Raw genomic sequence first — 16,301 nt, 5'->3', positions numbered from 1 at the left:
GCATTCGTATTCTTCCCTGCGAAGCAGATCGCAGACAGTGTTATACGGTTAAAAAAATTGAAGCGCTTCTAAATTTTTTGGGAAGTGAACCTTCAAAAACGGAGGAGAAACATCTGCTTCCCAACCCGGAGTTTTCCTCCGTTTTATCTGGCGATTTTCGAAATCAGGTTTTTGATTTTCTGTTTATTTTTTTGTTATCTCACTGATCTCTGATGCAAAGATGCAACGGAGCGGAGGGAAGGCGAGAGAAAGTTTTTGGAAAGTTTTTGGAAAGTTTATTTGATTGATTATTACGGTTTTCCGCAATTTTTTCTATTTTTTTTTCTCTAATTTTCTACACTAATTTCTATCATTATGTCTAAATTTTTACCACAGAAAAAAAAGCTATTGGAGGAAGTCTATGAAAAAGGGAAAGAAGAGGCTGTTGAAAACACATTTACAGGGATTGCAAAACACATTGAAAGATCCCTGAAGGATGATTTTGGTATTGCATTAACCTATAAATCTTTTGAGACGTATTATAAGTCAATAGTAGAAAGAGAAGAGGATTATAACATTAAAAGAGCAATACTGGATGACCTTTGTAAGTATGTTGAATATGATAATTTTATGAGTTTTTGTCTCGAGTGGAAGACTATAGAATATACAATCAATCATACTGTTTCAAAAATCGTTATTAATATTACTAATAAGCCGATTCTAACTTGGCCTTCTGTAGTTAAAAATGGTTTTGGAATGGCAGAGTTTGCATTTATATTTCTTCTACTAACAGGTAGTGTTGCTTTTTCTAATAGCAAAAAAGATAGTTCTGGTATTGAAAATGTGGTGAAGGGAATATTTGGAGGAAAATTGGATACGGATAGAAAATATATGTATTGGAACAGGGAAAGATATATTGCAACTGATGAAAATTTTATTGGGCCAAACTATCAAAGTATCGCAATGGATAAAAATTTATTTATTCATTTTAAAAAGATCACTAGACCAGATACATTAACTCTTGCAAATTCCTCGGGGAAGGTATGGTGCACGAAATATAATAATGAGGTTGATTTTTTTACAATGGATGGAATTAATCCAGAAAATAAAAAAGAATTAAAATTGGCAACTGATCACATGATTTTAACTTATGGTAAAGGAAAATAAATTTCCTTCACAATAATTTAAAATTCAATTAAAACATTTTCTCGTCCATTCCTGTAATTTCGTCTTATTTTTAAGATGAATAAACTAATTGTCTCCGTTTTACTTTTTATAAGTACTCTTTTTTCGGCGCAGAAACCTGTACAGATTGCTTTTCTGTCTGATGCACATTTCCAGGATTTGTATGGAAGTTTTTCAGATCATGATTTTAAAGGAATTATGAATCCTAAAACAGGAAAATCCACCATCCTGAGGACTATGGATTCTCAATTGCATTCCACAAGAATTTTTAATGAGAACTATTTTGCCTTTCTAAAGGCGTTGGATGATATTGCTGCTAAAGGAATTAAAATTGTAGCGATGCCAGGTGATTTTTCTGATGATGGACAGGCTTATAACCTTCGCGGGCTTCATGGTATTTTGGAACAGTATCACCAGAAATATGGGATTAATTTTTATCTGACAACCGGAAATCATGATCCCGTTGGACCATTTAGAAATGATGGTGGAAAAGATGACTTCCTTGGACAAAATGGGAAGCCACTGGGGATTTATAGTAAAGAAAATATCGGAAAATCAGCAGATAAGATCATTACAAAAGATATTGCAGAATCCGGGTATCTTGAAATTTTGAATGAATTAAAAGATTTTGGGTTCTATCCTAAAAAAGAAGATTTATTCTGGAGTACACCTTTTGATCAAGATATTTTTAAAAATTATACTTACAAAAAAGGTCTGGAAACCGCAGAGTATTCCAAAAGAATGTATGAAGTGGCCAAAGGTTTTTCTGTTCCTGATTTAAGTTATGTTGTTGAACCGGTGAAAGATGTATGGATGATTGCCATAGACGGAAACACCTATATTCCCAAAAACATCAATGAAAATCCAAGTAATGCGTCTAATTATAAAGGAGCGAGCATTGGCTATAATAATGTACTGACCAACAAGCAGCATTTGATAGAATGGGTAAGGAAACTTGCCGATGAAGCAAAGAGAAATAACAAAACCCTGATTGCATTTACCCATTATCCGATGATTGATTTCAATGATGGGGCAACCAGCGAAATTAAAAATCTGTTGGGAGAAAAAAAGTGGCAGCTGGAACGTGTTCCACAGGAAGAAGTAGCAAAAGTATTTGCTGAAGCAGGATTACAGATTCATTTTGCGGGACATATGCATATTAATGATACAGGAATCAGAAAATTTGGAGAGAATGTTTTGGTTAATGTTCAGGTTCCGTCACTGGCTGCTTATTTGCCTGCTTATAAAATTTTGACCATAGAATCTCCTGATAGGATGGAGGTACAAACCGAAGTTGTAAATGATGTTCCCCGGTTTAATGAATTGTTTCCTTTGTACGAAAAAGAATATAAAACCTTACTGTATGATACAACTAAAATACTTTGGAATAAAGACATTTTAAAAACAAAATCGTACCATGATTTTATGCTTTTTCATTTAAAAGAATTGGTTCGGCTAAGAATGATTCCTGATGACTGGCCAGTAGATTTTATTGATAAAACTAAAAGCTTAAATGGAGAAGATCTCCTGTTACTCATACAAAATAAAGATCAGTTAAAAGTGAAAGGTATCATTTCTGATGATTTTAGAAAATGGTCCTTTGATGATTTACTACTGGATTTGTATAAATTTCAATCTGCAGATGAGCTGGCGAAAAGAGATATTCCCAAACAACGGCTAGAGCAATATCAAATATTGGAGAAGCTATATGAGAAGAGTCAGTCTCGGAATTTATTTGTTATGCAGTTAAAATCATTTTTTAAAATCCTTTCATTACTTTCTCACGGAGATCCGGCAGATCATTTTGAAATAGATTTGAAAAAAAAGGAAATAATAAAGCTATAAATATAATACTTCATAAATCTTCGGCTTGTATTTTGTGGCATTTGTGAAAAGAATTAGTGTTACTTGTGTTTAAATAAAAAAGAAAAGGCCGTCAATCTGACGGCCTCCTCAATTATAAATCTAACAGCAAAACAGGACTACTTTCCTGCCAAAGGATTCTTTCTTTCATAGGTGTTGTTGTCAAAACTTACCTTATAGTTGGATTTGAATAATTTGCTGGGATAATAATAATCCGTTGTAATGATCTGTGCTCCGCTTTCTTTTGCCTTTTCAAATCTTGAATAATCCTCGCTTCTTGCTTCTATTGTATCCGCATCTGCTCTGGTACGGATGATGTATCCCTTTTTAACCAGATCTTTGATCACTGTATCATCTTTCTTCGGTTCATTCATAAACAGAACAGCAGCTTCAGGAGTTCCGGGTGTTGAATTCGTGAAAATCATTCTCCCTTTTAATGAAGGATGATCCTTGGCGTAGAGGTCTCTGTTTTCTCCGTTATTATCCATTACAAAAAGGAATTTTCCCTTTACGTCTTTTACTTTTGGCCAGTTTTTATTTAAAACAGCTTCATTCAGTGTTTTATAAGTTCCTCTGATATCATCAGGGGTAATAATTTTATCTTTCCCGAGGTATTTTTTCAGTTCATGATCCAGATCGTCAAAAAGTTTTGCAGTATAGTGTTCCGGTTCTGTCCCGAATTGATTTGCTTTTCCATCTTTGGGTTCAAGCGTTATAAAAACAGGATCGTGATCAGGATTTCCGTCAGACCATTTCTTCAAATCCTTCAGACATTCTTCCAGGGTATAATACCATGTCTGATAATCAATATCTGTAATGTGAATCATTTTGTAACCCGGTTTTTTCATTTTTCCTTCAGGATCAAAAGATTCGCTGGTCTTTACAAGATCAAGAATTTTCGGATGAGCATATTTTCCTCCTTTGCTGTCTGCATAGACATCAATTTCCAGATTTCTAAGTCCAAGATCCAGCTGCTCATGAATAGGAATGTGTTCATATTGAATCTTCGGCAAAGAGTTCTGAGTGTCTTTTTGTGACAAATAATCGTAAACTTCAGGCAGAATGGCTTTTTTATAAGAATTGTGAGAACCTATTACCTGAATTTCATTGATCTTCAGCTCATCAAGTTGCTGAGATTGTGACCAAAACAGGTTGAATGAAGATAAACAGATACCAAGAAAAACCGCCTTTTTCATTTCGATACATTTTACACGCAAAATTAAGGAGTCTTTGTTGGGGATGATTTATATATTATGTTAAGTAATTTTTAAAATTTTGTGAATGTTGAAAAAACAGATGCATATAAATATTTGATATATAGTAAGTTTATAATATCTCAAATTGAGATATTTATATTTTGTTGACTTTAAGATAATATTATGTTAAAATAGATTTGTGGTAGATCCTTTTACTTTGTATGCCGAAATAAAAACTAACCGTTGCCTGAAAAGAAAACCACTGTTGCGGGAACAACAGCGGCTTTTTGATAAGCAATGTAACGTCTTGCAATTACTTTACTTATTGATATGTACCACAAAATTAATTTTTTTAAGTTTAAAAAGCTAATCCCGATTGCATTAATTTTTTTGGTGGCTCACCAAGCTGATGCTAAAGGATTTACTTCAAACTATCCTGTGTTTTCGCAGGTAAACGAAACCATTTCCGGAAATGTAACGGATCAGAATGGTTCCGCAATAGAAGGCGCAAAAGTCACTGTTGTAGAAACCGGAGACACTGTTTCTACCGATGCATCAGGAAACTTCTCAATTTCGGCCGGAATTGGACAGACTTTATCCATTTCTTATGAAGGATATGGAGAACAGATGGTGAAAATTTCCAGTACTTCAGTTTCTATAAAACTAGAATCCAAAAAAGGTTCAACTTCCATTGAAGAGGTAACTTTGGTAGGGTATGGTTCTCAGAAAAAATCTGATTTAACAGGAGCCGTAAGCCAGCTGAAAGCCGAAAATTTCAAAGAAGGAATGAATATTTCCGTGGATAACCTGATGCAGGGAAAAATCGCGGGTGTTCGTATCGTTCAGTCGAGTGGAGAACCTGGTGCGGGAGTGAATGTTTCCATCAGAGGTATCGGTTCCATCCGAAGCGGAAGTACACCTTTATTCGTTGTAGACGGAATTCCTTTGAATAATGATCCTGTAAGTGCACAAAGTCCGAATGTAGGACTGGGGAATACAACCGCAAAGAATCCTCTTAATTTTTTGAATACAAGTGATATTGAGTCTATCACGGTTTTAAAAGATGCTTCTGCTGCTGCAATCTATGGAGCGAGAGGGTCAAACGGGGTGGTTTTGGTAACAACAAAAAGAGGAAAGAAAGGAGAGCCGATGTTTACGTATGATACGTATTTAGGGTTTTCTTCAGTGATTAAAAAATTAGATTTAATGACTGCAGATGAATACAGAGCTGCAGGCATAGATAAATCTTATGACCATGGCGGAAATACAGACTGGCAGGACGAAATCTACAGAAATGCCGTTTCATCCAATCATTCCGTTTCATTTTCAAAAGCTACAGAAACAGGGAATTATTTTGCATCTCTTTCTCACATGGATCAGGATGGTATTGTTCTGAACAGCAGTTTTAAAAGAACAACAGCCCGTTTGAATGCTGAAGAATCTTTCTTTGATAATAAGAGATTAAAGGTGAAGCTAAATCTTACCGCCAGTGATATCAGAGAAACAGGAATTCCAAACGGTGGAAATGCAGGATCTGACGGGCAGCTTATTATCCATGCTTTAATGGCAAATCCTACGCGTTCTGTTTACGATCAGAACGGAAATTATACCAATTTCAATATGAACGCCCATTATAATCCACTTTATTTATTGAGCGTTTACGAAGATAAAACGAATACTTTCAGAGTATTAGGAAATACCGAAGCAACGTTGAGAATTTTACCGGGATTGAATTATAAATTTAATTTAGGGATTGACAGAAGTTTATCAGAAAGAAATACCACCATGTTCCCGAATATTACAGACAGAAGCCCGAAAGGAATCTATTCCCAGGCCAATCTGGATTCTTATAATATTCTTTTGGAACATTATTTAACGTACGACCTTAGTTTTAAAAATCATAATTTCAGTGTATTAGGAGGTTTTTCTTATCAGAAGTTTAAAGCTACTGCCACTTATCTGGGTGTAAGAAACTTTGTGAATCAGGGAGCTGGGATTTCGCCGGAAATTAACCCGGGATATTCCGGAGATGTATTTATTCCTCAGCCGGGAACTTCTCAGGAAAATGAACTGCAGTCTTACTTTGGAAGAGTAAATTATAATTTTGACAAAAAATATTTCTTAACCGCTTCGTTAAGAGCTGATGGTTCCACACGTTTTGGAGATAATAATAAGTATGGATATTTCCCATCAGTTGCTGCAGGCTGGACCATTTCAAAAGAAAACTTTCTAAAAGATGTTTCATTTATCAATGAGCTGAAACTAAGAGGAAGCTGGGGAGAAACCGGAAATCAGGAAGTTCTCAATAAAATTACAAAAGCAAGTTATCTGTTATCACAGAATGCGGGATATTATCTATATGATAACTTAAACCTCATCAACGGAGTTCAGGTAGTAAGAACACCCAATCCTAATCTGAAATGGGAAGTTGTAGCGCAAACCAATATTGGTTTGGACTTCAGCCTATTCAGTAATAAATTATACGGTTCATTAGAATACTATAACAAGACAACCAAAAATCCAATATTATTTATTCCTTCCACTCCATTGAGTCCTACAGATTTTGTTTGGCTGAATGCTGACGGAAAGATCGTTAATAAAGGTTTTGAATTCTCCTTAGGATCAGAAATTATTAAAAACGAAAACTTTACATGGAATCTTGACATTAATGGAGCTACAGTAAATAATGTGGTGAAAGATCTTCCGGTTTCAGGAATTAATTCCGGTGAAGTTTCAGGACCGGGACTTTCAGGTGTTACTGCAAATATCTATAGAAATGGCTATGAAGCAGGATCCTTCTACATGTACAATTACTTAGGAATTGATGCCAATGGAAAATATATTTATGAAGATCTGAACGGAGACGGAAAGATTGACCCGAATGACAGAAAGATTTTTGAAGGTGCTATTCCTAATTTCACTTTTGGGATCAATTCTTATATGAAATACAAAAAGTTTGATTTTGCATTCTCTTTCATTGGACAAACAGGAGGTTATCTTGTGAATAATACAGCTTTAGATTTGAATATTAACAACTTAGCTTCAGACAGAAACGTATTGAAGAAATATTACGATTCAGGAGCAAGTTTTGCCAATCAGCCGCAGTTATCTTCTTTATATCTTGAAAAATCAGACTTTATTCGTTTAAGCAACGTAAGATTAGGATATACTTTTGACATGAATCAATTGAAATTTCTGAAAAGTATCAATCTGTATGTAAGCGCACAGAATCTGTTTACCATTACCAGCTATTCAGGCTACGATCCACTTGTTGATACTAATAAGCAGGTGCAGGGAAATCAGTCTTTAGGAATTGATTATACGACCTATCCGTCTGCGAAAACTTTCATTCTGGGAGCTACTATTAAGTTTTAATTTAAGTTAAAAGAAATTATGAAATCTAAATTTTTAAATCTAAATAAAATCGTTTTGTCCATCGCTGTGATGTCATTAGTGGGATGTACCAATCTGGATGAAAAAGTAATTGATGAGGTAATGGGAACTGAAAATGCAGACCCTGAAGCTTCTCTTGCAGCTGCTTACGGACAACTTGGTGACGGAACTTTTGTAGATCATGGAAGTGTGTTTGCATTACAGGAATATTCTACTGATGAAGCTATCCTGCCAACAAGAGGAAGTGACTGGGGAGACGGAGGAAAGTGGAGAGCCATGCACGAATTTACCTGGGATGCAAATAATGATGTTGTAAAAAATACCTGGAATCAGCTGAACTCAGGAATTACGAAATCTCTTTTTGCTATAGGAAGTATCAACAAAAGTAATATCAATAACAAGACTTTATTTCTGGCTGAAGCTAAAGGGTTACTGGCCTTTTATACCTATACAACAATTGATTTGTATGGACAGGCTCCGTACAGAGACCCGGATAATTTAAATGCACCCATTCAGATCAGAAAAGCGGAATCTACCATTGATGCATTGATTACTGAAGTGGAAGGTCTTATTCCAAACCTGGCAGATATTAAAACCCAGAACACGCACGCAGGAAGATTTACAAAACAGGCAGCGTATGCATTATTGGCTGATATGTATCTAAACAGAGCTGTTTTAAAGAACAAGACGGCAGGTACTTTTAACTTTAAGGAACAGGCTTTAAGTGGAGGAGGGAATGATATGGATATGGTGATCAAGTATTCTGATATGCTGATTAATGGAGGCTTTTTTAGCTTAGAATCAAACTACTTCCACAATTTTGATATCAATAACGACACAAGTAAGGAAATGATCTTTACCATTGTTCAGAAGAAGAATTCAAACAGAAATGCGGACAATGACCTGGCTTATATGTCTATGGAAAGAATCCAGAAGCCTTCGCCGGATAACAGAGGAACGAATGCTTCTTGTGTTACGCCGGAATTTTATTATTCATGGAACGGAAATCACGGTGATCCTCGTTTTCAGAGAACCTATCAGTATGAGGATGGAACATGGTTCAGAAATGATGGAACGGATGTGAGTGTACCGTCAACAAGTAAAGTGGAAGGAACAGGAAAACCATGGTTTCACTTCAACAGAGGATTACAGGTTGGTCAGCAATATGGACCTAAAATTCTTGCCAATGGTAACTTTGACCTGACTTCAGACGGAAGAATCAAAGTATACAAATTGTTCACCGAAAAAAATACAACGCTTGCTGCAGATTTTACTCCGGAACTCAATTTTGATAATCCTTCAGAAGCTGTATTTACACAGGCTCAGATCAACAGAGGGGTAAGAAACTTTAAGTTTGAATTTGATCCAGGTTACGGAAATAACGGAACAAGCGGAATGGATGTTCCCTTATACAGATTAGGAACGATCTATATGATGAGAGCAGAAGCCTTTTTCAGAAACGGAAACGTATCTGGAGCGCTGGCTGATGTTAACAGATTAAGAACAACAAGAACGAATGATGCTTTAAAGAATAATGCTCCGGGAGTTGCGCTTACTTCTCTGGATGCTGATGCGCTTTTTAAAGAATCAGGATATGAATTATATTGGGAAATGTACAGAAGAAAAGCAATGATCAGATTTCAAAAATTTGATTTGCCGGGAACTGCAAAAGCAGCTACTCAGCCTTACAGAAGAATCTTCCCGATTCCTCAGGCAACCCTTGATGCCTCAAAGGATTTCACTCAAAACCCGGGATATTAGTTTTTTTCATATAACAATTATTTTTGCGTAAACAAGAAGCGAAGAGATTTCCTCTTCGCTTCTGTTATTTTGTATCGGTTTGTGGCGATTCAGTTGATATCAATAGGAACGGAATTTAGTCCGTTTAACCCAATATACATCATCAATCCGGCTTTAGCCAAAACTTAGAATATAAGGTTTTATTCAACGTTTAGCATTCCCAGTTCTCCGTAATACTTTTTGAACTTTTGGATCTTAGGACCAACAACAGCACTACAATAAGGCTGTGTAGGATTTTCATTATAATATCCCTGATGATATTGTTCTGCCGGCCAGAATTTATCGAATTGAGTCAGTTCCGTTACATAAGTTCCTGCCCATCTTCCTGATTCCTGAGATACTTTGATAGCTTCTTCAGCCTTTGCCTTTTCAGCAGCATCTTTATAGTAAATAACAGAACGGTATTGGGTTCCGATATCATTTCCCTGTCTGTTTAATTGGGTAGGATCATGAAGGAAGAAAAATACATCCATCAATTGTTCATAGGAAATAACCGCCGGATCATAAGTGATCTGTACTACTTCTGCATGTCCTGTTTCTCCTGTACAAACTTCCTGATAGGTCGGATTGTCTTTATGTCCTCCGGAATATCCTGAAATAGCAGATTTTACTCCTTTAAGCATATTGAAACAGCTTTCCACACACCAGAAACATCCACCACCGAAAGTAATCTGTTCTAAATTATTGTTGTCCATTGTTGGTAATTATATTGTTTTATTATCCTTTCCTGATGCAGAAAAGGCCAATCAAAAATAGGAAAAACTTTTTCATTTGAACACGATTTTAGCCTTATAAACTTAAATTGCCGTGATAGATGTGACAAATGATTTCTAAACACAATTATAAAAGTTTTTATAGGTAATACAGTATATAAAATGACAGAGATAATTGCCCAAGGTTTTCAAAACACTTAGTATTAGCAATGTCATGCTGAGCGGAGTCGAAGCATTTCAATTAAGCTGAATTTTAAACACAAATAGCACTAATGTTTTCACAAATAAACACAAGAAAATATAACCCGATCATCTGTGAAAATCTGTGAGAAAATAGAGCAATACAAAATGTGAAAGGGAGATATCTGAGATATTTTAAAACAGCTGGTATTAGCAATGTCATTCTGAGCGGAGTCGAAGTATCTTATGATACTGAGTTTATACCTTATAAGAAAATATAGCATAATTATCTGTGCAATCTGTGGGAAAAACAAAAAGCACCCTAAGAAGGATGCTCTGTATGATATAAATAGTGTTCAGTTTATTTTTCCCAAACCAAAGCACTTGCTCCAAGAATAGCAGCATCAGCCTCGTCAAGTTCACTGAATACCAGTTTTACTTTATTTCTGAAGATAGGAAGAAGGTTTCTTTCCATATGAAGCTTAGCAGGCTTTAAAATAAAATCTCCTGCTTTGATTACTCCGCCGAATAAAAGAATGGCTTCCGGGGAAGAGAACATCACAAAATTGGCCAATGCCTCACCCAGTTTCTGACCTGTATATCTGAAAACCTCAATAGCAATTGGGTCTTCTTTCATCGCACACTCGTATACTGTTTTAGAATTGATCTCATCTTCAGGATACTGGTTCAGCATAGATTCCGGGAACTCAGCTCTCATTTTCTTTGCTGTAATGGTAATTCCTGTAGCAGAAGCATAAGCCTCAAGACTCCCTTCAGAACCCGTACTCCAGTGTTTTCTACCGCCTGGTTTTACAATTGTATGTCCCAATTCTCCGGCGAACCCATCATGTCCGTAGATTAAGCTTCCGTTGGCAATGATTCCGCTTCCAACTCCTGTTCCAAGTGTAATCATGATGAAATCTTTCATTCCTCTTGCTGCTCCGAAAAGCATTTCTCCAAGAGCCGCAGCATTCGCATCATTGGTCACTGTACAAGGAAGTCCGAATTTTGCTGTCATCAGCTCAGCGAAAGGAATTACTCCTTTCCATGGAAGGTTGGGAGCTAATTCTATGGTCCCTTTATAGTAATTTGCATTAGGAGCTCCTACTCCGATTCCGTCAAAATGAGCTTCAGTACCATATTTTTCCATCATTGGATGAACATGTTCATATAAAGCATCGATGAAATCCTCAACTTTGTCATAAGCATCGGTTCTCAGGTTTCCTTTATCCAGAACTTCTCCACGGTGGTTTACGATTCCGAATTTAGTATTGGTTCCGCCGATGTCAACTCCAAGGGCAACTTGTTTTGATAAATCTATTAATGACATTTCTATTATTAAATTCTAGGGGCTAAAATTATAAAAAAGATTGTATTAATGGATTATTAACTGGATTTTATTTAATATGTTAAGCTGTTTTTAACGGTTTTTTCTTTTTTCTCCCCCACCAGATCATAAATCCGGTAACCGGAAGAGAGGCACAGATCAAACTTACGATAAAGGCAATGATCTTGGTAGGAAGTCCTAAAATGGCTCCTACGTGGATATCATAATTAGCACTCACCGCCTTTTCCCCAAAGTTTTTGTCCTTCGGATCATGAGTATGCAGCAATTCCCCTGAGTTTTCATCAAAGATTAAGCTGCTGCTTTTATGGTAAGAATAAGAAAGATGTTTCACATACACCTCAAAGTTGGGGTGTTCATGATCATCCATGTGTGGGTGTCCTAAATCTATAGCAAAACCATAGGAATCAGGATATTTTGTCTGTACAGTATTGATGATTTTATCCAGCGTGCCCTCTGTTCTCAGCTCAATAGGGGCTTTTGTCTTGATATGGGAAAAATCCGGGTACTTTGTTTCTCCTCCTGAAAATATCATGTAGATCATCGCCTGAACGACAAAAAATGCATAGAAAAGTCCTGTAATAGAAAAGATCAAAGCAAAAATAGAGGCATAAAAACCTAATACATTATGAAGGTCATAGTTCTTTCTTTTCCAGCTTTTAATGTTTTTCCATTTGAATGCAAAACGCTGTTTTCTTGCTGCTTTGTTCTTAGGCCACCATAAAATGATCCCCGAGATCAGCATAATGATAAAGATAATAACCGGAATTCCTACCACATAAGTTCCCCAATCCTGTTTTAAAAGGTAGCTCCAGTGGATCATTTTTACGATATTGAAGAACCCGTTTTTTTCATCATAAACTCTTAGTACTTTCCCGGTATATGGGTTTACATATGCCTGTTTATAAATTGGAAATTCATCAAAATAATTCCAGGAATCTGTGTTGTGTTCATACCAGAAGAACATATAGGACATCTTTTTGTCAATAGGAACATTGACCCAGTGGATCGGGTATTTTTCCTTGACCTGTTCTGCAACAGCTTTTTCCATTACTCTGATAGGAAGCACCTGCTTCTGTTCAATATTCTGCTCATGGTGGTAGATGACATCTTTTCGGGTGATGTTTTCAACTTCATCCTTAAAAACGTACAATGCTCCGGTGATAGAGATAATAAAGATCAGAAAACCTATTCCCAATCCGAACCAAAGGTGCAGCTTGGCAGACCATTTTTTAAAGAATCCCGGTTTCTTTTTATGATGATGATTTTTCTTCATATACAGCTAAAAGTAAAGCAAAGATATGTTTTACTTCTTATTTAGTTTAATTAAAATTTATATTCGATCATGAAGGTTCCCCTCAACCCAAGAGCATTGGTGAAATCACTGTCTCTTGCCGTCCACCATGAGATGGCTGGCTGATATACTTTGTTAAAAAGGTTTTCAACTCCTAATGATACCCTCCAGTTGTTGTTCACCTCGTAGCTTGATTTGAAATTAAAAACGGTATACTCAGGAACATATCCTTCACCGTAAGCATACAATCCTGTTTTTGCATTAGGCTCAAATCTTTTCTGCTGGAAAGAATGAAGCATGTCTAAACCAACTGATAATGTGGGAATAGGTTTTGCCTGTACATAAGCCAGAACTTTTGGAGCGGAAATTCTGCTGTTATTGATTTTTGCTGAATAATCACCATCATCTTTTATAGAAGTAATTCCTTCCATCCAGCTGTAGCTTCCACCAAACTGAATCCATTTTGTAGGAGTAAAGTGTAAGAAACCTTCAACACCATATACAATTTCAGGAGATCTTTGAATCATCAGGGCTCTGTCCGGGCTCTGCACAAATGATGCACCTAGTTTAGATGTACTTACATAGGAAGTCAGTTCATAATTAAGCCAGCTGGAAAGTTGTCCTGTAGCTCCCAATTCGTAATTATTAACGATAATTGGTTTCGTTTCCAGATTTTTAATCGTTTCAGAAGTTGAGGTTCTTAAAATTCTTCCCAATTCATTGATAGAGTAGGCTTGAGAAAAGCTTCCGAAAAGGTTGATATAAGGTTCAATATTATAACGTACACCGATATTTCCTACCAAAGCATTATAGTTTAATTTTCCTCCGGCTACAGGAATACTCTTAGTAAATGTTCCGTCACTTTTAAGGGAAGAAAGCGTATTGAAGTCATCCACATTCACTTTGATATTTTCGTAGCGGAATCCTCCTTTGATGGTGAATTTTTTGAAAAGATCAATTTTTGCCAATACAAAAGGTGCTATATTGGTCATGTTCATATTAGGAGTCCAGAAACGCCCGTCTTCCAGTTTCTGCACGGTCTGATCGTTTAGGATATCAGCTCCGTAGATGATTTCTCCCTGTGAGTTCGGGGAGTTCCATAGTTGGGTATCCAAATTGATTCTTGCTCCTTTTTTCTGGGAAATAACATTGGATTGGCCACCGTTGAAGAATGTATCACTGTATCCGTAAACGGTTTTAAAATCCTGATAATAAAGATTAATATTTAAAGAAGTTCCTGCAAACAGGTTCTTATTGTCATAGCTTACTCTGATGTTGTGGTTTTTCGGAGTTCCCTGAGGCGTTGTTTCCAATCCTTTTCCTAATCCTTCACCAATGGTAGGAGTGATACCGTATTTTCCTGTTTTTAATCCTACATTCAGGTCTGATCTTGAAGAGTAACCAATATAAGAGGCTTCAACTCTTTGATTCTCGTTGATATTATAACCAATTTTAAGCAATCCGTTGTAGTTGTCCATCTTGGCAATGCTGTAAGTAGGGCTTATCAAAACACCGTCTCCATCTTTTGTATATCCCGTTCTTTCGTAGGCTAATGAAAGGGTATAGTCGAATTTATTAATCTTTCCGGTTAAAAGCTGGCTGGCTCTTACTCCTAAAGTCCCTCCGTAAGGCTGTCCTGTAAGACCAATCTGTGAAACCCCGGAGATTTTTTTATCTGTTTTGCTCCTTTTCGTAATATAATTGATGATCCCTCCATCTGCTCCGTTACCATAGATGGAAGAAGCTCCTTTAATCACTTCTATTCTTTCGATAGCTGAAGGGTCAATAGTCCTTAAATCTCTTGCTCCGTTACGAAGTGGGGTAGACTGCGGAATCCCATCAATCAAAACCAAAACCTGGCGCCCTCTCAATGTCTGTCCCGAATTGGAAGTCTGCCCTGAATTGGTTCCTAAGCTGGGAACCGTATATTGCAAAATGCTCGTAATATCAGAATTTACTGTAAGCTGAGACTGAATCTGTTTCTCTCCCACAACAGTGATGGAGCTTGGAACTTCTTTTATGTTTTCCTTTTTCCTGGAGGCAGTCATTACAACCTCGTCTACATTTTTGGTTTGCAGAGTATCTTTTACCTGAGCAAAAACGGTAGTGGTTCCCAGACAGGCTGCTGATAAAAGCGCTTTTTTCATTATATTTTCTTTCCTTTTTTCTTTCTTTTTCCCCACCAAACCAGAAATCCGGTTACAGGGAGTGATGTACACGTGAGGCCGGCAATAAACCAGATGATTTTTCCAAACAGACCGAAGTAAGATCCTGTATGAACATCATAATTGGCATTGGCATATTTTTCGGCGTTGCTCAGTTTTTGATGAGGTTTGTTGGTCAGTAGCTTTCCTGAGTATTTATCGAATGTCAGCAGATTTCTTTCGCTGAATCTTCCGTCTTTTCCGTAAATGGTAACGGGAAGGTTCTTCAGTTCTTTTCCTTTTTTATTCTTTCCGTTTAAATTGATTCTGAAACTGGATGAGCCCGCATACAATTTTTCGGTCTGCGCTGCAGCTAAATCAAAAACAGCTTTATTTTTTACCATCAATGAATCCGGAGACTTGATTTCTTTTTCTTTTGGAGCTTCCCAATAGCCGGATATGGCGAGGTTAAAGGTATTTTTCACATACGGATAGGCAAAATAAATCCCTGTAACACTCATTATTAAGGCAATGAATGAGGCATAGAACCCTAATACATTGTGAAGGTCATAGTTTTTACGTTTCCAGTTTTTTACATTTTCCCAATTGAACCAAAAGCGTCCTTTTCTGGCATTTTTATTTTTGGGCCACCACAAGATGATTCCCGTAATCAGCATTATAATAAAAAGAACGGTTGGGATTCCTACAGTAAATGGTCCCCATTCGGAATTGAGCAGAAGCCCCCAATGGATATACTTCAGAATATTAAATACATCATATTTTTCATCATATACCGCAATGATTTCTCCGGTATACTGATTTACATATGCCTGCTTGTTGATGAGAACCTGTTGAAAATAATTCCACCCTTTTTTACTTTTTTCATAATAAAGAAAACGGTAGGATTTGCTTTTGTCTAAAGGGATTTCTACTGAACTTAGCGGATGTTTTTCGTTGAGTTCCAGTGAAACTTTTTCACGAAGCAAATTAAGTGATAATGCCTTCTTTCCGAGATCTTCTGTTTTTACATAAATGGCTTCTTTGCGCAGACTGTTTTGTACTTCATCCTTAAAAATATATAAAGTCCCCGAAAGAGAGACTATAAATACAATGATGCCAACAGACAGACCAAACCACAGATGGAGTTTGGCAGACCATTTTTTTGTTGAAGAAACCTTCTTTTTATGGTGATGCTTTTTCATAGCAAAA

At 36.5% G+C, this 16,301-nt stretch carries 10 protein-coding genes; 4 read left to right on the top strand and 6 right to left on the bottom strand.

The genetic code is table 11. The annotated features are described in order from the left end of the window. Positions 1-354: 354 nt before the first annotated feature. Together ACLMCG_RS19940 and ACLMCG_RS19935 are read left to right on the top strand one after the other, a co-directional pair. A complete protein-coding gene (locus tag ACLMCG_RS19940; protein ID WP_413960913.1) occupies positions 355-1,146 on the top strand; it encodes a hypothetical protein in 792 nt (263 codons plus the stop codon). Positions 1,147-1,221: 75 nt separating this feature from the next. Continuing rightward, on the top strand, positions 1,222-3,009 hold the full coding sequence (locus ACLMCG_RS19935) for a metallophosphoesterase family protein (RefSeq protein ID WP_413960912.1): 1,788 nt from the start codon (positions 1,222-1,224) through the stop codon (positions 3,007-3,009). A gap of 137 nt (positions 3,010-3,146) precedes the next feature. Here ACLMCG_RS19935 and ACLMCG_RS19930 read toward each other — a convergent pair whose 3' ends face one another. Then, positions 3,147-4,223, bottom strand: a complete 1,077-nt coding sequence (locus tag ACLMCG_RS19930) for a phosphatidylinositol-specific phospholipase C1-like protein (RefSeq protein ID WP_413960911.1) — start codon at positions 4,221-4,223, stop codon at positions 3,147-3,149. Positions 4,224-4,553: 330 nt separating this feature from the next. Here ACLMCG_RS19930 and ACLMCG_RS19925 point away from each other — a divergent pair, with 330 nt between their 5' ends. Together ACLMCG_RS19925 and ACLMCG_RS19920 are read left to right on the top strand one after the other, a co-directional pair. Beyond that, a complete protein-coding gene (locus ACLMCG_RS19925; protein WP_413960910.1) occupies positions 4,554-7,598 on the top strand; it encodes a SusC/RagA family TonB-linked outer membrane protein in 3,045 nt (1,014 codons plus the stop codon). Positions 7,599-7,616: 18 nt separating this feature from the next. Further along, positions 7,617-9,377, top strand: coding sequence for a RagB/SusD family nutrient uptake outer membrane protein (locus ACLMCG_RS19920; protein WP_413960909.1), 1,761 nt, complete (start codon positions 7,617-7,619; stop codon positions 9,375-9,377). A 179-nt stretch (positions 9,378-9,556) separates the two neighbouring features. Here ACLMCG_RS19920 and msrA read toward each other — a convergent pair whose 3' ends face one another. From msrA to ACLMCG_RS19895, 5 genes are all read right to left on the bottom strand, one after another. Further along, positions 9,557-10,111: a peptide-methionine (S)-S-oxide reductase MsrA gene (gene msrA / locus ACLMCG_RS19915; protein ID WP_223598084.1), complete on the bottom strand. Its 555-nt coding sequence runs from the start codon at positions 10,109-10,111 to the stop codon at positions 9,557-9,559. 559 nt (positions 10,112-10,670) lie between these two features. Continuing rightward, positions 10,671-11,639 (bottom strand): ROK family protein, encoded by a 969-nt coding sequence (locus ACLMCG_RS19910; protein WP_223598083.1) that lies wholly within the window; start codon positions 11,637-11,639, stop codon positions 10,671-10,673. A 79-nt stretch (positions 11,640-11,718) separates the two neighbouring features. After that, positions 11,719-12,930 carry a PepSY-associated TM helix domain-containing protein gene (locus ACLMCG_RS19905; protein ID WP_413960908.1) on the bottom strand — a complete coding sequence of 404 codons (1,212 nt, stop codon included), beginning with the start codon at positions 12,928-12,930 and terminating at the stop codon, positions 11,719-11,721. Positions 12,931-12,980: 50 nt separating this feature from the next. After that, positions 12,981-15,095, bottom strand: a complete 2,115-nt coding sequence (locus ACLMCG_RS19900) for a TonB-dependent receptor (protein WP_413960907.1) — start codon at positions 15,093-15,095, stop codon at positions 12,981-12,983. Then, the gene (locus tag ACLMCG_RS19895; RefSeq protein WP_413960906.1) at positions 15,095-16,294 is read right to left on the bottom strand and encodes a PepSY-associated TM helix domain-containing protein; all 1,200 of its coding nucleotides are present in this window, start codon (positions 16,292-16,294) and stop codon (positions 15,095-15,097) included. Before ACLMCG_RS19895 ends, ACLMCG_RS19900 begins: the two co-directional genes overlap by 1 nt. Positions 16,295-16,301 lie beyond the last annotated feature (7 nt).

Origin of the sequence: Chryseobacterium sp. S90 (assembly GCF_047444895.1) — a bacterium.
Classification (GTDB): domain Bacteria; phylum Bacteroidota; class Bacteroidia; order Flavobacteriales; family Weeksellaceae; genus Chryseobacterium.
The sequence above is the reverse complement of the archived record's forward strand: the minus strand, read 5'-3'. Positions and strand labels throughout refer to the sequence as shown.